This window comes from Collinsella aerofaciens (assembly GCF_039062365.1).
GTDB lineage: Bacteria > Actinomycetota > Coriobacteriia > Coriobacteriales > Coriobacteriaceae > Collinsella.
In genome coordinates this window covers 1-18,912 of the sequence record NZ_JBCJBI010000016.1, presented here as the reverse complement: position 1 = coordinate 18,912, position 18,912 = coordinate 1, and the positions used below count along the sequence as shown (strand labels likewise).

Below are 18,912 nucleotides of genomic sequence, written 5' to 3'. Positions count from 1 at the left end.
CAACTACTCCTTATCAGTGGTCGTGGCGGCGACAGCCTCGGGTGCCTCGGCGGTCTCGGCATCCTGGGCCTCGACGTCGGCGTCAACGCCGGCGAGCGCAGCCAGGTCGTCGAGAGCAGAGGTCTCCTCGGCGGTCACAGGGGCGGAGGCGTCCTCGTCGGCATCGTGCATGGGCTCGATGTCCAGTGCGAGCGAACGAATCTCCTTGACGAGAACCTTGAAGGACTCGGGGATACCCGGAACCGGAACGTTCTCGCCCTTGACGATGGACTCGTAGGTCTTGACGCGGCCCACGGTATCGTCGGACTTGACGGTCAGGATCTCCTGCAGGACGTTGGAAGCACCGTATGCGTACAGTGCCCAAACTTCCATCTCGCCGAAGCGCTGGCCGCCGAACTGGGCCTTGCCGCCCAGAGGCTGCTGGGTAACCAGGCTGTAAGGGCCGGTCGAACGGGCGTGGATCTTGTCGTCGACCATGTGGCCGAGCTTAAGGATGTAGGACGTACCCACGGTAATGGGCTCGCGGAACTCCTCGCCGGTGCGGCCGTCGAACAGACGGGTCTTGCCGCGCTCGTCAAGCTGGGTGACAAACTCGGGACGCATGTGATCGCCAAAGGCAGCGGTGGCCTTGTTGAGCATGTTCTTGTTGGCACGACGGATGACCTCGGCGATCTCGTCCTCCTTGGCGCCGTCGAAGACGGGCGTCGCGGTGAAGAACGGACCGGGGACGTACTTGTCGGAGTCGGCCTGCTCGGTATCCCAACCGCAGGCAGCAGCCCAGCCAAGGTGGCACTCGAGCAGCTGGCCGACGTTCATACGCGAAGGAACGCCCAGCGGGTTGAGGATAACGTCGATCGGGGTGCCGTCAGCCATGTAGGGCATGTCCTCGACCGGCAGAACGTTGCAGATAACACCCTTGTTGCCGTGGCGACCGGCAATCTTATCGCCCTGCTGGATCTTACGACGCTGGGCGACGTAGACGCGCACCTGCTCGTTGACGCCGGGGGCCAGGTCGTCGCCGTTCTCGCGGCTAAAGCGGACGACATCGATGACGCGGCCGTAAGCGCCGTGAGGCATCTTAAGGGAGGTGTCGCGGACGTCGTGGGCCTTGGCACCGAAGATGGCGCGCAGCAGGCGCTCCTCGGCGGTCAGAGCGCTCTCGCCCTTAGGCGTGACCTTGCCGACCAGGATGTCGCCAGGGCCGACCTCGGCGCCGATGCGGATAATGCCGTCCTCGTCGAGGTTGGCAAGCATATCCTCAGAGAGGTTCGGGATCTCGCGGGTGATCTCCTCGGGGCCGAGCTTGGTGTCGCGGGCATCGATCTCGTGACGGGTGATGTTGATGGTCGTCAGCAGGTCCTCGGCCACCAGGCGCTCGGACACGACGATACCGTCCTCGTAGTTAAAGCCTTCCCACGGCATGTATGCCACGGTGAGGTTCTGACCCAGTGCGAGCTCGCCATGATCGGTCGAAGGACCGTCAGCCAGGGGCTCGCCCTGCTCAACGGTGTCACCGACGCGCACGAGCGGACGGTGGTTGATGCAGGTGGACTGGTTGGAGCGCTGGTACTTGGCCAGGTGATACTCGTCCATGCCGCCGGCATGCTTGACGATGATCTTGGCGGCGTCGGCAAAGATGACCTCGCCGGCGTTCTTGGCCAAGGTGACCTCGCCGGAGTCCAGAGCGGCGCGACGCTCCATGCCGGTACCGACATAGGGAGCGGCAGGGTGAACCAGCGGCACGGCCTGACGCTGCATGTTAGCGCCCATCAGCGTACGCTTGGCGTCGTCGTGCTCCAGGAACGGGATCAGCGTGGCTGCGACGGAGAGCATCTGACGCGGCGAGACGTCCATGTAGTCGACATCCTCGACGGGCACGTCGGCGGGAGCGCCGAAGGAGCCGTCGAAGTCGCGGGTACGGGCGATCACGGTGTGCGGACGGACGATCTTGCCCTCGGCATCGGTCGTGATGAACTCGTTGGTCTTGGGATCGAGCGGCGTGTTGGCCGGCGCGATGACGTGCTTCTCTTCCTCGTCAGCGGTCATCCAGTCGATCTGGTCGGTAGCAACGCCGTTCTCGACGCGACGGAACGGAGCCTCGATGAAGCCATACTCGTTGACGCGGGCGTAGAGGGCGAGCGAGCCGATCAGGCCGATGTTGGGGCCTTCGGGGGTCTCGATCGGGCACATGCGGCTGTAGTGCGAATTGTGAACGTCGCGGACGGCCGTCGGCACGTTGGTGCGGCGGCTGGAGCCGGACTTGTGGCCGGCAAGACCGCCAGGGCCGAGTGCGGACAGACGACGCTTGTGGGTCAGACCGGTCAGAGGGTTCGCCTGGTCCATGAACTGCGAGAGCTGCGAGGAACCGAAGAACTCCTTGATGGAGGCCACGATCGGGCGGATGTTGATGAGCGACTGCGGGGTGATCTCATCGATGTCCTGGGAGCTCATGCGCTCACGGACGACGCGCTCCATACGGCTCATGCCGATACGGAACTGGTTGGCGACGAGCTCGCCGACGGTACGGATGCGGCGGTTGCCGAAATGGTCGATGTCGTCGACCTTGAAGCCCTGCTCGCCGGCAGCGAGGGACAGCAGGTAGCGCAGCGTAGCGACGATATCCTCGTCGGTGAGCACCGTGACCTCTTCCTCGGTGGTGAGGTTGAGCTTCTTGTTGACCTTGTAACGACCGACGCGAGCCAGATCGTAGCGCTGCGGGTTGAAGAGCAGGCCCTCGAGCAGGCTGCGGGAAGCGTCCACGGTGGGAGGCTCGCCCGGGCGCAGGCGACGGTAGATCTCGATGAGGGCGTCCTCGCGGGTGAGGGCGGTGTCGCGCTCCAGGGTGCGCTTGATCACATCGGAGTCGCCGAGCAGCTCGATGATGTCGTCGTTGGTGACGGCGATGCCAAGGGCGCGCAGGAACATCGTGGCGCTCTGCTTGCGCTTACGGTCGATGGAGACCATGAGCTGGTCGCGCTTGTCGACCTCAAACTCAAGCCAGGCACCGCGGGACGGGATGATCTGGGCCTTGTAGATCTGCTTGCCCGAATCCATCTCGGAGCTGTAGTACACGCCCGGGGAGCGGACGAGCTGCGAGACGACGATACGCTCGGTACCGTTGATGATGAAGGTACCCTGATCAGTCATCATGGGGAAGTCGCCCATGAAGACGAGCTGCTCCTTGATCTCGCCGGTCTCCTTGTTGGTAAGACGGACGTCGGTCAGAAGCGGAGCCTGATAGGTCATATCCTTCTCGCGGCACTCCTCGACGGTGTGCGCGGGGTCGCCGAACTGATGCTCGCCGAAGGTAACCTCGAGAACATGGTTCTGGCTCTGGATGGGGCTGGATTCCTTGAACGCCTCACGAAGGCCCTCGTCCTTAAAGCGCTCAAAGGATTCCCTTTGAACAGAGATAAGGTTGGGGAGCTCCATGGCCTCCGGGATTTTCCCGAAGCTGACGCGCTTGCGCTCAGTGGCAGTATATGCGTAGGTCACCAGGTTTTTCCTCCTTCACGGAAATGCTCGGTGGGTTGGCGAGGCATAGCTTCGCCAGTTATCGCAACCTAATAGTTTATCAGGTACCGACCGTTGGGCAAGAAAAGCCTTGACGCGATTGAGTTTTTGGAGTAGCAAAGTTTTTCGACAGAAAATGCACAGGTAGATGCATGTATATCGAACACCTGTTCATATAATTTCTGTGAACAGAGAGCCGGCAATCTCAGCTCTTATAAAAAACGGGCGCGAACCGAAGTCCGCGCCCGTAAATGTCGATGCCCGAAGGCTTACTTGCGCATCAATCCGCCGCGCTCGTCGATGGCGTCCCAGAAGGCATCGGCGAAGCGAGGATCGCTTGCAGCCATGAGGGCGTTGGTGGCCATCCAGCCAGAGGGGGTACCGGTGTCGTAGCCCGACAGCGGGTCGATGACAACGGCATACATGGCCTCGCGGTCGAGCGAACGGGCCATGGCGTCGGTCAGCTGGATCTCGCCACCCTTACCGGCCTGCTGGTCGGCAAGCAGGTCCATGACCAGCGGGCTCAGCAGGTAGCGACCGACGATGTACAGGTTGGACGGAGCAGCCTCGGGAGCGGGCTTCTCGACCAGACCGCCGATACGCCAGACAGCGCCCGGCTCAGCATCGGCAACGTCCTCGGCACCCTCGAGCGAACCGACGCGCTCACCGGCGATAACGCCGTAGCGGCTGACCTCCTCGGGCGAGCAAGCAGCGACGGCGATAACCGAAGCGCCACCGTGCTCCTTGGAAACGGCGAGCATCTTGTCGCAGATGTCACGGTTAGGCACAACGTAGTCGCCCAGAAGAACCAGGAAGTTTTCCCCTGCCACGGCGTCGGCAGCAGAGCGGATAGCATGGCCGAGGCCCTTGGGCTCGTACTGATAACGGAAGTCGACAGGCATACCGCCAGCGTGGGCAACGGCATCGGCATAGGCGTTCTTGCCGCGCTCGCGCAGCAGGTTCTCGAGCGAGCGATCGGGCTGGAAGTAGTTCAGCAGTTCGGGCTTGCCGGGCGAGGTAACGATGATGGCGTCGTCGACCTCCTCGGGGTCGAGCGCCTCCTCGACGACGTACTGAATGACGGGCTTGTCGAGCACCGGCAGCATCTCTTTGGGCGTGCACTTGGTGCCAGGCAGAAAACGCGTGCCAAGACCGGCGGCGGGGATGATTGCCTTCATGTTATTCAAAGATCCTTTCGCAGGCGCAAAAGCGCCCCATGCGTGCGGCACACAGCCGCAGACCAAATTGCGATACCTAAGCATCTTACCGCCGGAACTATATGTCGCTACAAGGCAGAGACAATTCTTCAGCAGGTCAACGCAAATTATTGCTCGAATGGTGCAATTTTATTGCCCAACGGCAGGGCACCCGATACGACGCAAATCACAGAACATGGCAGTTTGAGCAACCGATGCCGAGGGACCGAAAAACAAAAAAGACGGGGCTCGCAATGCGAACCCCGTCTGCAAAGAAATCTGGCGAGAAAGCCTGATTACTTGAGGGTGACAGCAGCGCCAGCAGCCTCGAGCTTCTCCTTGGCAGCCTCGGCGTCCTCCTTCTTGGCACCCTCGAGAACAGCCTTGGGAGCGCCCTCGACGACCTCCTTGGCCTCCTTCAGGCCAAGGTTGGTGAGCTCACGGACGGCCTTGATGACCTGGATCTTGTTGTCGCCGAAGCCCTCGAGCACGACGTCAAACTCGGTCTTCTCCTCGGCCTCAGCAGCGCCAGCAGCGGGAGCGGCGACAACGGCGGCAGGAGCAGCGGCGGAAACGCCGAAGGTGTCCTCGATAGCCTTGACGAGCTCGGAAGCCTCGAGAAGGGTCATTTCCTTAAGAGCATCGATGATCTCATCGGTGGTAAGCTTAGCCATTTCTAAGTCCTTTCGGTTTCCGTGTCTGTGCACGGAGATCAGTTAAAACACAGCGCGAATGCGCCAGGGGTGCGGCGTTGCCGCCGCGGGTGAAAACAGCGACTAGGCTGCCTTCTGCTCGGAGACCTGCTGGATCGAACGAGCGAGACCAGAGGAAACGCCGTTGACGCAGACAGCGATGTCGCGAGCGAAACCGGAGATGAGACCGGCGATCTGGCCGAGAAGCTGATCCTTGGTGGGCAGCTCGGCGATAGCCTTAACATCATCAGCGGAAACGGCCTTGCCGTCGGAGATACCGCCCTTGATCTCAAGGACGCCCTTGGACTTAGCGGAGAAGTCCTTAAGGGCCTTAGCGGCCTCGACCGGCTCGGACTCGTAGAACACATAAGCGACGGGGCCGGCGAGGATCTCGTCGAGCTCGGGCTGCTCCTGGTTCTTGAGGGCGATCTTGACCAGGTTGTTCTTGTAGACCTTCATCTCGGCGCCGCACTCGCGAAGCTGATGACGCAGCTCCTGAGCCTGCTTAACCGTCAGACCGTTGTAGTTGACGACGAACAGACCGGCGTTCTCGGCGATACGGGACTCGATCTCTGCAACCTTGTCAATTTTGTACTGCTGGGGCATGAATTACACCTCCTCGAATTCTTTCCGGGCACGGTCCGCCACAAGGACGTGACGGGGGCATGTCCAAAAAGAAAGCCCCCGCGCTGCATGAGCGACGGGGGCGAGAAGACATATCTACTCGACCACCTCGGCTGGCGGGATATCCCATTAAGCTCGCGGGCGATGCCCGTTTGCACCGGCTGTCTCTGGCAGCGGATTCGTGCGTGAACCGAAAGTATTATGGCGGGGACCCCGGCGTCGGTCAACGGAAAACCGGGCTGCACACAATTCCACCATCCGGCACGCTCCGCCGGAGGCCAGGCGCAAGGTTTCCGCTCGGTCAGGTCCTGGGCTCGCTCGGAAAGCACATTAAGTGCTTTCCGGCTCGTGCGGAATCTACGGAAACCTTGCGCCTGGCCTCCGGCGGCGCGTGCCTGCGTCAACTATGGGGCAGCCCGGTTTTACGTTGGCCGGCGCGCCCCACTCATGATGCTTGGGTCGGTGGGCTGATGTGTTGCATCCCTGAGGGCTACAGGGTTGAAACGAAGTTGGACAGGCGGGTTAGGCCTTCGTCCAGATCTTGGTCGGAAACGCAGTAGCTTAGGCGGATGTGGCCTTCGGTGCCGAAACAGTCGCCTGGGACTAGGGCTACGTTGGCTTCTTTGATGGCTTTGATGCAGAAGTCTTCGCTGGTTAGGCCGTACTGTTTGATGCTCGGGAAGGCGTAGAAGGCGCCTGCCGGTTCTACTACGTCGAGACCCATGGCGCCTAAGGCTGCGAGTACGCGCTCGCGGCGGGCTCGGTAGACTTTGAGCATGGGGGTGGGGTCGACGGTGAGAGCTCTGGCTGCGGCGTCCATTTCGAAGGAGACGGCACTCGATACTAAGTATTGGTGGGCCTTGGCGATCTCGGCGATGACGGGTGCCGCGGCTGCGAGCCAACCCAAGCGCCAGCCCGTCATAGCCCAGGGCTTGGAGAAGCTCTCGATGATCACCGTCTGCTCGCGTAGCTCCGGGTGGCGCTGGGCAAAGCGCTCGTAGCCATCCACATAGACCAGACGGTTGTACACGTCGTCGCAAACCACGTAGATGCCCGCCTGCTCCGCTACGTGTGCCACGGCATCGAGCGATGCTGTGTCGAGGATGCAGCCCGTGGGATTGTTAGGCGAGCAGATGACGATGGCCTTAGTCGCCGGCGTCATGCAGGCACGAAGCGCCTCCTCATCGATCTGGAATTGCGTTGGCTCCGTATCCAAAAAGACCGCTTTGGCGTGATTGGCCACGACGATGCTCTCATACAGGCCAAAGGCCGGCGTGGGGATAATAACCTCGTCGCCGGGGTTGAGCATGGCCATGAATGTTGCCGATAAGGCCTCGGTCGCGCCGTCGGTCAGGATGACCTCGTCGGCCGAAAACGTAAGGCCCGCGTCCCCCATGTAGGCAGACAGCGCCTCGCGCAGGGCGGGGCGGCCGTTGTTGGGCGGATAGTGCGTGTCGCCGCGGCCCAGCGCGGCGGTCACCTCGGCGCTAATCGCATCGGGCGTAGGAAAATCGGGCTCGCCAAGCGCAAGCGCGATGCACCCCGGGTGCTGGGCAGCGAGTGCGTTGATCCGGCGGATGCCGGAGGGCTTGAGCGTGGCAAGCGAGGTATTCATGGGCAGACGCATGGCGTTCCTTTCGTAAGGGTTGCACTAGGATAGCGCGGCGGGGCGCCACCGGACGGTGTAACCTAAACGGAAACCAACCGGAAAGGAGGCGGCATGGAGACGACCGCGCGCGGCGATGTACCAAAAACGCTGCAAACCATTGCGTATATCAGCATTCCCAATAGTGCCGATCTTGAGTTTTTGCTTTGGGACCTGCAGGATGCCATCGCCGCCTATGCCCGGCTTTCCGGCACCGTACTCCCCCACCCGGTTGACTTGAAGGCAAATGACGCCGGCAGCGTTGCCGATGGCATCGTGCTGGCCATTGAAGATGTGGCTGACGATGAGACGTTGACAGCTATCGAGCAGGCGCTTGAGCGCTTTGGCGGTACGGGAACGCGCGTCTATGCTGCGGTTCGAGCCGCACAAGAGGGCACTAAGCAGGCGCGTGGGGCCGCCGTTCGCCTGCACAAGGCATGTGAGCGCCATGACCAATTGTGGTGTGGCGGCGTTGCCATCTGCGCCGGCAGCGGCATCGCAGCGCTTCGTCGCTCCCCGCGCATGGGACTCTTGCGGCGACCGTTTTCGGAGGCCCTGGACAAGCTCGTGGGCGCCGTTCGTATGGGATGTTCCGTCGAACACGCGCAGAAGCTCGGTGGCGCCGCAACGGGTGGCGTCGACACCGACGGCATGGTGCGCGCCACGCCTGCACTGCCCACACCGATCTGGCACGCCGTTATGAGGCATCTTGCCGAGCACTCAAACTGCTAAATCGAAAAAGCCTGCCAATCAGCGGCGCCGCTCCACCGCTCAACAAGCCGCTCCAGACGCCATGCCGCATTGGCAGGACTTGTCGAAGGCAGGACGATGGCGGGCAGCCCCGTCCGATCTTGCAAGTAGCGTTTGTAGAGTCGTCCTGCCGCACCGCCGTTACAGACAACAACCTCGATCGGCGCGGCATCGGTAATGCGCTCGATATGTGCCGGCACAACGTTACGAATGCTCGCGTCGCTCGAGCCCTTAATGTCGCAGCTCTCGATCACATCCCACAGGGCCACGCCGCCGTTCAGCAGCATGGATCGCTTGGCGGCAATCGAGGCGTCGAGCGTCGCAGGCTCACCGCTTGCCAAAGAATCGCCCTCGTTGGGCGGCACGGACACGCCGAGGCACGCGGCCATCACGCGCCAAAAGCGGTTCTGCGGATTGCCGTAATAAAAGGCATTGGCGCGCGAAAGCACCGAGGGAAACGACCCAAGCACCAAAACGCGCGAGCGCTCGTCAAACACGGGATCAAACCCATGCTCAATATGTTGATAGCCCTCGTCAGACGCAGGCATGGGCTAGACCCTCAACAGATAACGCACCTCATAGGGCGCAAGTTCAAGGGAGCCCGGCAGCTCGACCGTGGGTGCATCGTCGGCAAGCAGGTCGACGAAGGAGCCGTTGAGTTCGCCGGCTCCAAAGGTATAGGGCTCGTTCACGGCATTCACCGCCACGAGAACCGTCGCGTCGTCGCAGGCGCGTTCGAACAGCAGCTGCTTGTTCTGGATCACCACGTTGCGATAGGCACCGTAGTTGAGAGCACGGGCCGCCGCGTCGTCGGCCGAGCGCAGGTGCGCGAGCTGCTTGATGAACGCCGTCAGCTCATTGGGCGTAGGCTCATCGAGCGCAGGGCGCAGCGCCCAGTCACCATCGGGGCCGCCCTTTTCGCCGGCAATTCCCCACTCGCTGCCGTAGTAGACGCACGGAATGCCCGGCATGCCAAAGAGCATGCCATACGCGGGGCGCAGGCAGGACTTGTCGGTAAGGATGCTCGCCAGGCGCGGCACATCGTGGTTGTCGACAAACGACAGCAGGTGCTTGCCGCGATAGATGCACCACGGGTCGCCGCCAAACTGGCGATGCAGCGAGTGCGCGATCTCGAACATGTTGACCGAGTTAAAGCTAGAGTACAGGCCCTTGTAGCACTCGTAGTTGGTGCAGGAGTCGAGCATCTCGTCGTTGACAATCTGGTTGTAGTCGCCGTGGAGTGTCTCGCCGATCAGCACAAAGTCGGGCTTGAGCTCACGGGTAAAGGAGTGTAGACGGCGCATAAAGTCGCGGTCGAGCATATAGGCAACGTCCAGGCGCAGACCGTCGACGCCAAAGACGTCGGCCCAACGGCGCACGGACTCGAGCAGGTAATCGACCACAGCGGGATTTTGCAGGTTGAGCTTCACAAGCTCAAAATGGCCTTCCCAGCCCTCGTACCAAAAGCCGTCGCCATAGCAGGAATCGCCGTCAAAGCTAATATGGAACCAGTCCTTGTAGGGCGAGTCCCATTTGCGCTCCTGCACATCGCGGAAGGCCCAAAAGCCACGGCCCACATGGTTGAAGACCGCATCGAGCACCACGCGGATGCCATGGGCGTGCAGCGTCTCGCATACGGCGGCAAAGTCGGCATCCCCACCCAAGCGACGGTCGATATGGCGCAGGCTGCGCGTGTCGTAGCCGTGGCTATCAGACTCGAGCGGCGGGTTGATGAGCACAGCGCCAACGCCGAGTTCTTGCAGGTAGTCGGCCCATTGGGCGATCTTCATGATGGGCGCATCGGGGTTGGGCGCGACGTTGGCAGCCTGGGCGAGCTCATCCTCGGCAACGGGCGCGGCGTTTTCGCGCGGAGCTCCGCAAAAGCCCAGCGGATAGATCTGATAGAACGTCGTCTCGTATGCCCACATAGCAACCTCCCGGTAAGCTCAACACAACGACATCCATTGTATGCCCAGCTTGTATCCCCTTCCCCAAAATAAGTTGCGGTGGAATAGTTCCTGCTTGAGCCTTCAAAGGCCTTAAACAGGAACTATTCCACCGCAACTGATGAGGGGACGTGGCTAGGCGACGGGCTTGGCGCGGCGGATGGCTGGGAACATCACCGTGATGGCGAGGATAACGCCCACGACGGCAATCGCCCCGCCCACAAAGCCGATCCAGGCGATACCGGGACCCGAAACCACGGCTCCGCCGATCGCGGTACCCGTGCCGATACCGAGGTTGAACAGGCCCGAGAAGATCGACATGGCGACGGCCGACGAATCTGCCGGCGTGTGCTTGATGAGCTCGGCCTGAAACGCCACGTTAAAGGCCGTGGCGCAGCAACCCCACAGTGCGCAGACGGCAAGCACTGTCACGAGCGACGATGCGGCCGGCCCCATGAGCAGCAGGGCCACCGGCACGCCGGAGAGCGTGATAGCCAAGAACGGGAAGCGATGCCCATCGAACAGGCGGCCAAACAGCCAGCTTCCGAGCAAACCAGAGCAGCCAAACGCCGTCAGCGTCATGGTAATGGCGCCCGCATCGACGTGCGCGACCTGCGCCAGGAAGGGCTCGATATAGCTGTAGCTTGCGTAATAGCCGGTCGCCATGAAGACCGTGACTGCGTAGAGCGCGATGAGGAGCGGGTTCTTGAGCAGCTCGGGCAGCTGTTTGACGGTAAAGCGCTCACCCGCCGGCATGGCCGGGAACACCGCTGCCTGGTAGACGACCGCGATGGCTGAGAGGCCCCCGACCACGGCAAACGTCATGCGCCAGCCCACGGCCAAGCCAATGGCGCGACCGAGCGGCAGGCCAAAGATCTGCGCGATGGACGAGCCCGTAGCGATCATGCTGATGGCGAGCGCGCCGTGGCGAGTGTCGACCAGGCGCGAGGCCATAATCGAGGCGACTGACCAGAACACGGCATGTGCGCAAGCGACCACCAGGCGCGCGCAGACCAGGATGGGATAGGTCGGCGCCACAGCGGACAGGAACTGACCGAGCGAGAACACGGCCAGCACGCCCAGCAGCATCCGCTTGAACTCAAAGCGCGAGGCGAACACCATGAGCGGCAGCGACAGCAGCATGACGCCCCAGGCATAGACCGAGATCATGATGCCCGCCTGGGCCTCGGTGAGCGAGAACGACGCGGCGATATCAGTCAAAAGGCCGATGGGCATAAACTCCGACGTGTTGAACACGAACGCACAGCAGGTGAGCCCGACGAGTGGGAGCCACTGCTTGAGCGTGATGCCGTCTTGCCTTGTCTGACTCATATATAACATCTCCAATCATTTTGAGCGGAGGCGATTATATAGCAACGGCCCCGCATCCGTCAGTACAGATGCGGGGCCGAAAACAATTCGATACACAGAGGTTGCGCCGTCAATTCATAACTAAGCCAACCCCAGCAATATGCCCGCCGAATGCACGACAAACGCCACGATCCAGGCGACCGTCACTTGAAACGCGAATACGGCCACGGCATAGCGCGCGCCCAACTCGCTCTTGACGGCGCCGATTGCCGCCACACAAGGCGGGTACAGCAACGTAAAGACCAAGAACACGTAGACGGTAAACGGCGAAAACATGGTCGACAGCGCCGCGGGCGACGTTGCGCCCAAAAGCACCGTGAGCGTCGAGATGACGCTCTCCTTGGCAATGAGCCCCGTGACGAGCGCCGTCGAGGCGCGCCAGTCGCCAAAGCCGAGCGGGGCCAACACCGGCGCGATGATGCTACCCAGACCGGCAAGCAGGCTTTGCGACTGGTCGGCGACCACATTAAAGCGGATATCGAACGTCTGAAGGAACCAGATGACCACGGTCGCGGCAAAGATGATGGTAAAGGCCTTGGTGATGAAGTCCTTGGCCTTATCCCATGCCAGCATCACCGTCGTCTTGACGCTCGGCAGGCGGTAATTGGGGAGCTCCATGATAAACGGCACCGGGTCGCCCTTAAATGCCGTGCGGTTGAGCACCAAAGCCGCGATGCAGCCGACCACGATACCGATCAGATAGAGTGAGACCATGGCGGGAACCGTCGCCTGCGGGAAAAACGCCCCGCACAGCAAGCCGTAAACCGGCAACTTGGCTGAGCAGCTCATAAACGGCGTGAGCATGACCGTCATCTTGCGGTCGTGCTCGGATGGGAGCGTACGGGTCGACATGATAGCCGGCACGGTGCAGCCAAAACCGACGAGCATGGGCACGAAGCTGCGGCCCGACAGGCCAAAGCGACGTAACACCTTATCCATGACAAAGGCCACGCGCGCCATGTAGCCCGAGTCTTCCAGAATGGAGAGGAACAAAAAGAGCACGACGATGATCGGCAGGAAGGTCAGCACACTGCCCACGCCCGTAAGCACGCCGTCGACAGCCAGCGAGCGCACCACGTCGTTGGTGCCGAACGCCTTGAGGCCTGCATCGGCCGAAGCGATGATAGCAGCGATGCCGTCCTCCATAAGTCCCTGCAACGCCGCGCCGATCACGCCAAACGTCAGCCAAAAGACGAGGCCCATGATCACCAGAAACGCCGGAATGGCTGTGTAACGACCTGTTAGGATGCGGTCAATCTTGACGGAGCGCACGTGCTCGCGGCTTTCGTGTGGCTTGACGACGCAGCGCCCGCACACGTCGCCGATAAAGCTAAAACGCATATCGGCCAGCGCAGATAGGCGGTCGGTGCCGGCCTCGCCCTCCATCTGGGTAATGATGTGCTCGATAGCGTCGAGCTCATTGCGATCCAGGTGAAGCGCCTCGGTTACCAGCTCATCGCCCTCGACCAGCTTGGTCGCCGCAAAGCGCACCGGGATGTGCGCCGTCACGGCATGGTCCTCGATCAGGTTAGCAATACCGTGGATGCAGCGATGCAGCGCACCGCCGTCCGGACCGTCGGGCGCGCAAAAGTCCAGGCGACCAGGGCGCTCGCGGAACCGCGCCACGTGCAAGGCATGATCCACCAACTCGCCGATACCCTCGTTGCGGGCAGCGCTAATGGGAACAACGGGCACGCCCAACAGGCTCTCGAGCAGGTTGACGTCCACGGCGCCGCCGTTGGCGGTCACCTCGTCCATCATGTTGAGCGCGATGACCATGGGGCGGTCGAGCTCCATGAGCTGCAGTGTCAGGTACAGGTTACGCTCGATGTTGGTAGCGTCAATGATGTCGATGATGGCGTCCGGGCGCTCGTCGAGGATGAACTGACGGCTCACGACCTCCTCGCCTGTGTACGGCGACAGGGAGTAAATGCCGGGCAGGTCGGTAACGCTCGCCTCGGGATGGTTACGGATGGTGCCATCTTTGCGGTCGACCGTCACGCCGGGAAAGTTACCAACGTGCTGGTTGGAGCCCGTCAGCTGGTTGAACAGCGTGGTCTTACCGCAGTTTTGGTTGCCGGCGAGGGCAAAATGAAGCGGTGCGCCCTCGGGCACGGCCGTCTTTGCCGCACGGGGTGAATACGTTCCCTCGCCGAGTGCCGGGTGCTCCGTCGTGCCGATTGCGGCGTTAGCGCGCGGACCCGTATCGGTGTCGTGAACATCCACGAGCTCAATGCGTGCGGCATCGTCCTTGCGCAGCGTCAACTCGTAGCCACGCAGGCGGATCTCGAGCGGGTCGCCCATGGGGGCGTACTTCATCATGGTGACTTCGGTGCCCGGTGTTAGGCCCATGTCCAAAATATGCTGTCGGAGTGCCTGGTCGTCCGATGCCACCGATGCGACAACGGCGTCCTTTCCAATCTCGAGTGTATCGAGCCTCACGTCCGTGTTCCTCCCCCGGCGCCCACAGGGCGTTGCATTTTGTTTACCATGGCTAACCGTTTGCCATGGCTAACCAATTGTAACCATGCATGATAGCGCGAACACACAACGATGTTCAATCAGCAAATTGGCGCAATGGGGACAGGCAGGAGAGTTCAGGGCCATAGTTTCCCGATGAGGCCTCTCGGGGAAACTACATCCCAGAATTCCGGCTCGAAACGGGATATGGTTTCCCAAACAGGCCTCTTACGGAAAATGCATCCCGGAATCCCCGCTCGAAACGGGACGCGCTTTCCCAGTCGAGGCCCTATGGGAAACTGCGTCCCACCTTGAAAGGCAAAACTGGGGCGCAGTTTCCGGACGGGGCATCAAAAACGAAGTTGCGGTGGAATAGTTCCTGGATGGGCTGGTTGATGCCCCAGATAGGAACTATTTCACCGCAAGTTATTGAAGGGCTTGGATGCCGGGACTCTTACAGATGGCGCTCGAGGAAGCGGAAGGCCAGGCGGATCCAGGGACGGACGGAAACCTGCTTGTCCTCGTTGTCGACCGCGGTGTTGGCGTTGCCGAGCGAAAGGCCGTGACCGCCCTGGTCAAAGACGTGCATCTCGCAAGCGACGCCCTCCTCCGCCATGCGTTGGGCAAACGGATAGACCTGCGCGATCGGCGCCGTCTTGTCGTCGGACACGCCCCACACAAAGGTCGGTGGCATCTGACGCGAAACATGCGTGGTGGGGCAGATGTCGGCCAGATGCTCGTCAGTTGCCTCGCCGCCCGTCACCATCGACAGGTAGTCGTTGAGCAGATCGCGCCCCGTCTTGCCGCCCGTCTTGGGCACACGCAAGTCAATGCGCGGATCGCGCGTCTGCATGTCGCGCACATAGGCAAAGTCGAGCAATGGATAACCCAGCACCACGGCATCGGGACGAATTTCGTCCGGACGTGCCCCGGCAAGTGCCGCGAAGGGGCCGGTCTTCCACTGCGTTGCCAGCGAGGCGCAGATCATGCCGCCCGCCGAGAATCCCACGACGCACACGCGCTTAGGATCGACATGCCACTCGTCGGCGTTGGCGCGCACCGTGGCGACCATCTTGGCAAGATCTGCCTGGGGGTGCGGAAAGCTCACGTCACCCGTAGAACTCGTGACATAGTTGAGCACAAAGGCCTGGTAACCGTGATCCAAAAACGCAAACGCCACAGGATCCTGCTCATGCGGAGCGATATGCGTAAACGCACCTCCGCCACAGATAATCACGGCAGGGCGGCGGCCATTCGGTTTATCGGGCAGCGGCTCGGCACCCAAATACGTAAACGTCGCCGGATATTCCTCGGTCGGCTCCTCGCCCCACAGCGCATGGTTCTCGACAATCATATGTGCTCCCTTCGCGCAAATTATGCGCCCTTGTTTTTCGCCTTCAAGCGTACCCCACTTGAACCCGTGGTGCAGAAACACTCCGGCAATAAGTTTCCCTTCAACTGATATATCACATAATCCCAGTTCAGAGGTATCGTTGAGCAGCGTAGAATAGGGGCGTTGACCAAGCCGCGAAACACATGTGAAACGTTTCCGGCAAACCAAACGCGCGATATGCGCCTATTTAAGTTGGAGGCAACTATGGGTCTGCTCGATTCGCTTAAGTCCACCTTCACCTCGACCGGCGAGGCGTCCGTTCCGCCCGCAGCAAGCTTCGCCACCCGCGAAGGCGTCATCTACGCCCCCGTCAACGGCGTGCTCGTCAACCTGGACGAGGTTCCCGACGAGACGATCGCCTCGGGCATGCTTGGCCAGGGCTATGGCATCGAGCCCATTACCGGCACCATCTATGCGCCCGCCAACGGCCGCATCGGCGCCACCACTGTCACCAACCACTCCATTGGCATGATCACCGAGGACGGTCTTCGCGTGTTCATTCATGTTGGCCTGGGTACCGTGGAAATGAACGGCAAGGGTTTTGCCCGCTTTGTCGAGATGGGCGATGTGGTCAAGGCAGGCCAGCCGCTCATCAGCTTCGACCGCGAGGCCATTAAGGCCGCTGGTCACGAGGACATCGTGACCGTCATCGTCTCCGAGCTCGACCGTCTTAAGAGCATCGACCATGTCGGCGAGTCCGGAACGCTTATCGGCGGCAACCCGCTCGTCAAGCTGGGCGACCCGCTGCTGGTGGCCAAGACCAAGTAGCCAAGTCCCGCGCCACACAGCCAAAAGGCACCACGCCAAGCGCCCGCGACCATTTGGCCGCGGGCGCTTTTCGTTTGAAAAACCATCCCGCCAATGCCTTATCTGTATAGCCCAAATGAGCCGAGCTGCTAGAATATCGAACTGTATGGATAACTATCATTCAACCGTTATGGGAGGATACGTGAACCGCACCAAAATCGCGCAGCTCTATGCCGATGCCGAGTCGCTCGGCGGCCAGACCGTCACCGTCGCCGGCTGGGTCAAGTCCGTCCGCGACATGAAGAACTTTGGCTTTGTTACGCTCAACGACGGCAGCTGCTTCCGCGACCTGCAGGTCGTCATGAACCGCGAGGCACTCGACAACTACGACGAGATCGCCCATCAAAACGTCTCGGCCGCACTCATTTGCACCGGCACCGTCAAGCTGACCCCCGATGCGCCCCAGCCTTTCGAGCTTTCTGCCACCTCCATCGAGGTCGAGGGCACGAGCGCCCCGGATTACCCGCTGCAGAAGAAGCGCGCAACCGTCGAGTTCCTGCGCACCCAGCAGCACCTGCGCCCGCGCACCAACCTGTTCCGCGCCGTGTTCCGCATCCGCTCTGTCGCGGCTGCCGCCATCCACCGCTTCTTCCAGGAGCAGGGCTTTGTCTACGTCAACACCCCCATCATCACCACGAGTGACTGCGAGGGCGCCGGCGAGATGTTCCGCGTGACCACGCTCGACCCCAAAAATCCGCCCCTCACCGAGTCCGGCGAGGTCGACTGGAGCCAGGACTTCTTTGGCAAGCATGCAAGCCTCACCGTGTCCGGCCAGCTCAATGCCGAGAACTTTGCCATGGCCTTTGGCGACGTGTACACCTTTGGCCCCACCTTCCGCGCCGAAAACTCCAACACCACGCGCCACGCCGCCGAGTTTTGGATGATCGAGCCCGAGATGGCCTTCGCCGACCTCAACGACTACATGGACAACGCCGAGGCCATGCTCAAGTACGTCCTTAAGGACGTTATGGCCGCCTGCCCCGACGAGCTCAATATGCTCAACAAGTTTGTGGACAAGGGTCTGCTCGAGCGCCTGGACCATGTCGCCAACTCCGACTTTGCCCGCGTTACCTACACCGAGGCCGTCGAAATCCTGGAGCAGGCCGTCGCCGCCGGTCACAAGTTTGACTATCCCGTGAGCTGGGGCATCGACCTGCAAACCGAGCACGAACGCTTCCTGACCGAGGAGCACTTTAAGCGCCCGACCTTCGTGACCGACTACCCGGCTGAGATCAAGGCATTCTACATGCGCATGAACGAGGACGGCAAGACCGTCGCCGCCGCCGACTGCCTGGTGCCGGGCATCGGCGAGATCATCGGTGGCTCCCAGCGCGAGGAGCGCCTGGATCTGCTCGAGGCCCGCATCAAGGACCTGGGTATGAATCCCGAGCAGTACAAGTACTACCTTGACCTGCGCCGCTACGGTTCCTGCAAGCACGCCGGCTACGGTCTGGGCTTCGAGCGCTTGGTCATGTATCTGACCGGCGTGGGCAACATCCGCGACGTCCTGCCGCACCCGCGCACCGTGGGCAACGCCGACTTCTAATCGTCGGACGCTAGCTCGCGTCGCCACACGCCAACGCTCATCGCACAAGCGTCTCTCGACATCGGTCGAGAGACGCTTTTTTCAACAGCACCCGTCAAGCTTTTGGCAAGTTTTTGGTCAGTTGAGCAGGGCTGTTGAAAACTCGACCCGCCGTTTGCCGACGACTACCGACCGCCCAGAGCGCCCTGCGCCCCTGGGAAAGCCCCACGTCCTAGGCTCCATACCGTCGCCACCCAAAACGGAAAGGATGTGGGCACCATGACCGAAGCCGCTGTTGAAACCTACGACACCACGACGAGGGGCGCCGCCTCGATGGCAGCCTATCGCGCCGTTCGCATCCTGCAACTATTAAGCGAAAACACCGGCGAGGACAAGGCCATGCTTTCCGATGAGTTGATCCGGCGCCTCGCCCATCCCGACGACCCCGCCCGCATGCCCATCTCGGCGGCGCGGCGCAGCATCTACACCGCCATCTCCGCGCTTCGCCATGCCGGATATGAGATTGAATACAAGCGCGGCGTGGGGTATCGGCTCTTGACCCGTCCGCTCACCGACGAAGAGATCATCCGGCTCCACGGTATGGTCATGCGCAACCGCTCCACGCCTATCGCTATCCGCAAGAGCATGGCGCAGCACTTAGTTGCCATGGCGAGTGCCGACGTTCGCGGCTACCTCGATACACCCGAACCCGTTCCAAGCGCAGGCAGCAAGGCTACCAAGGCAACACGCACGCCCATCAAGCGCATCGACACGTGCGAGCTCGTCGAGCAGGCCATCGACCACGGAACCACGGTGAGTTTTGATATTTCGAGCGTCACGACGCGTGGCGAAACCGAAGCAGCACGGATGACACTCCGTCCCTTTGCCATCAGGCAGCGCGATGGCATCTCGTATTTGCTGGGAACGGTCTACGACGCCCGAGGCACCGACGATACGCTGCGCACCGTCGAGATTGGCCGCATGAGAAAC

Annotated in this window: 14 protein-coding genes; 4 read left to right on the top strand and 10 right to left on the bottom strand. The window is 61.5% G+C overall.

Features of this window, described 5'->3' with window-relative positions; genetic code table 11:
- Positions 1-3 precede the first annotated feature (3 nt).
- From rpoB to ABCN01_RS08135, 5 genes are all read right to left on the bottom strand, one after another.
- The gene (gene rpoB, locus ABCN01_RS08155) at positions 4-3,495 is read right to left on the bottom strand and encodes a DNA-directed RNA polymerase subunit beta (protein WP_342995766.1); all 3,492 of its coding nucleotides are present in this window, start codon (positions 3,493-3,495) and stop codon (positions 4-6) included.
- Between the two features lie 287 nt (positions 3,496-3,782).
- The gene (locus ABCN01_RS08150; RefSeq protein WP_055250255.1) at positions 3,783-4,691 is read right to left on the bottom strand and encodes a UTP--glucose-1-phosphate uridylyltransferase; all 909 of its coding nucleotides are present in this window, start codon (positions 4,689-4,691) and stop codon (positions 3,783-3,785) included.
- 314 nt (positions 4,692-5,005) lie between these two features.
- Positions 5,006-5,383 carry a 50S ribosomal protein L7/L12 gene (gene rplL, locus ABCN01_RS08145; RefSeq protein WP_006235005.1) on the bottom strand — a complete coding sequence of 126 codons (378 nt, stop codon included), beginning with the start codon at positions 5,381-5,383 and terminating at the stop codon, positions 5,006-5,008.
- Between the two features lie 102 nt (positions 5,384-5,485).
- Positions 5,486-6,007, bottom strand: coding sequence for a 50S ribosomal protein L10 (gene rplJ / locus ABCN01_RS08140; protein ID WP_006235004.1), 522 nt, complete (start codon positions 6,005-6,007; stop codon positions 5,486-5,488).
- A 508-nt stretch (positions 6,008-6,515) separates the two neighbouring features.
- Positions 6,516-7,652, bottom strand: a complete 1,137-nt coding sequence (locus ABCN01_RS08135) for a pyridoxal phosphate-dependent aminotransferase (protein WP_342995767.1) — start codon at positions 7,650-7,652, stop codon at positions 6,516-6,518.
- 93 nt (positions 7,653-7,745) lie between these two features.
- Between ABCN01_RS08135 and ABCN01_RS08130 the strand changes: the two genes are divergently transcribed.
- Positions 7,746-8,402: a hypothetical protein gene (locus ABCN01_RS08130; RefSeq protein ID WP_342995768.1), complete on the top strand. Its 657-nt coding sequence runs from the start codon at positions 7,746-7,748 to the stop codon at positions 8,400-8,402.
- On the opposite strand, the gene ABCN01_RS08125 is transcribed toward ABCN01_RS08130, so the two are convergent.
- From ABCN01_RS08125 to ABCN01_RS08105, 5 genes are all read right to left on the bottom strand, one after another.
- Complete coding sequence (locus ABCN01_RS08125; RefSeq protein ID WP_342995769.1) at positions 8,399-8,968, bottom strand: DNA-deoxyinosine glycosylase; 570 nt, start codon at positions 8,966-8,968, stop codon at positions 8,399-8,401. The two genes, ABCN01_RS08130 and ABCN01_RS08125, sit on opposite strands and share 4 nt — an antisense overlap.
- A gap of 3 nt (positions 8,969-8,971) precedes the next feature.
- Entirely contained in the window at positions 8,972-10,348 is a 1,377-nt protein-coding gene (locus ABCN01_RS08120) for an alpha-amylase family glycosyl hydrolase (RefSeq protein WP_342995770.1), read from the bottom strand.
- 153 nt (positions 10,349-10,501) lie between these two features.
- Positions 10,502-11,698: an MFS transporter gene (locus ABCN01_RS08115; protein WP_342995772.1), complete on the bottom strand. Its 1,197-nt coding sequence runs from the start codon at positions 11,696-11,698 to the stop codon at positions 10,502-10,504.
- A 120-nt stretch (positions 11,699-11,818) separates the two neighbouring features.
- Positions 11,819-14,179, bottom strand: a complete 2,361-nt coding sequence (feoB, locus tag ABCN01_RS08110; protein ID WP_342995773.1) for a ferrous iron transport protein B — start codon at positions 14,177-14,179, stop codon at positions 11,819-11,821.
- 472 nt (positions 14,180-14,651) lie between these two features.
- The gene (locus tag ABCN01_RS08105) at positions 14,652-15,551 is read right to left on the bottom strand and encodes an alpha/beta hydrolase (protein ID WP_342995774.1); all 900 of its coding nucleotides are present in this window, start codon (positions 15,549-15,551) and stop codon (positions 14,652-14,654) included.
- Between the two features lie 243 nt (positions 15,552-15,794).
- Here ABCN01_RS08105 and ABCN01_RS08100 point away from each other — a divergent pair, with 243 nt between their 5' ends.
- The 3 genes from ABCN01_RS08100 to ABCN01_RS08090 form a co-directional block, all read left to right on the top strand.
- Entirely contained in the window at positions 15,795-16,358 is a 564-nt protein-coding gene (locus ABCN01_RS08100) for a PTS sugar transporter subunit IIA (RefSeq protein ID WP_022093882.1), read from the top strand.
- A gap of 181 nt (positions 16,359-16,539) precedes the next feature.
- Positions 16,540-17,943, top strand: coding sequence for an asparagine--tRNA ligase (gene asnS / locus ABCN01_RS08095; protein ID WP_342995775.1), 1,404 nt, complete (start codon positions 16,540-16,542; stop codon positions 17,941-17,943).
- Between the two features lie 258 nt (positions 17,944-18,201).
- Positions 18,202-18,912 (top strand): hypothetical protein (locus tag ABCN01_RS08090; protein ID WP_343014248.1); only part of this gene is annotated, 711 nt, incomplete at its 3' end.

Bases quoted from the DNA above. Each gene is read 5' to 3' on its own strand.
- rplL (WP_006235005.1), bottom strand. From the start codon at position 5,383: ATGGCTAAGCTTACCACCGATGAGATCATCGATGCTCTTAAGGAAATG.
- rplJ (WP_006235004.1), bottom strand. From the start codon at position 6,007: ATGCCCCAGCAGTACAAAATTGACAAGGTTGCAGAGATCGAGTCCCGT.
- ABCN01_RS08130 (WP_342995768.1), top strand. From the start codon at position 7,746: ATGGAGACGACCGCGCGCGGCGATGTACCAAAAACGCTGCAAACCATT.
- ABCN01_RS08150 (WP_055250255.1), bottom strand. From the start codon at position 4,691: ATGAAGGCAATCATCCCCGCCGCCGGTCTTGGCACGCGTTTTCTGCCT.
- ABCN01_RS08115 (WP_342995772.1), bottom strand. From the start codon at position 11,698: ATGAGTCAGACAAGGCAAGACGGCATCACGCTCAAGCAGTGGCTCCCA.
- ABCN01_RS08105 (WP_342995774.1), bottom strand. From the start codon at position 15,551: ATGATTGTCGAGAACCATGCGCTGTGGGGCGAGGAGCCGACCGAGGAA.
- ABCN01_RS08135 (WP_342995767.1), bottom strand. From the start codon at position 7,652: ATGCGTCTGCCCATGAATACCTCGCTTGCCACGCTCAAGCCCTCCGGC.
- ABCN01_RS08125 (WP_342995769.1), bottom strand. From the start codon at position 8,968: ATGCCTGCGTCTGACGAGGGCTATCAACATATTGAGCATGGGTTTGAT.
- ABCN01_RS08120 (WP_342995770.1), bottom strand. From the start codon at position 10,348: ATGTGGGCATACGAGACGACGTTCTATCAGATCTATCCGCTGGGCTTT.
- ABCN01_RS08100 (WP_022093882.1), top strand. From the start codon at position 15,795: ATGGGTCTGCTCGATTCGCTTAAGTCCACCTTCACCTCGACCGGCGAG.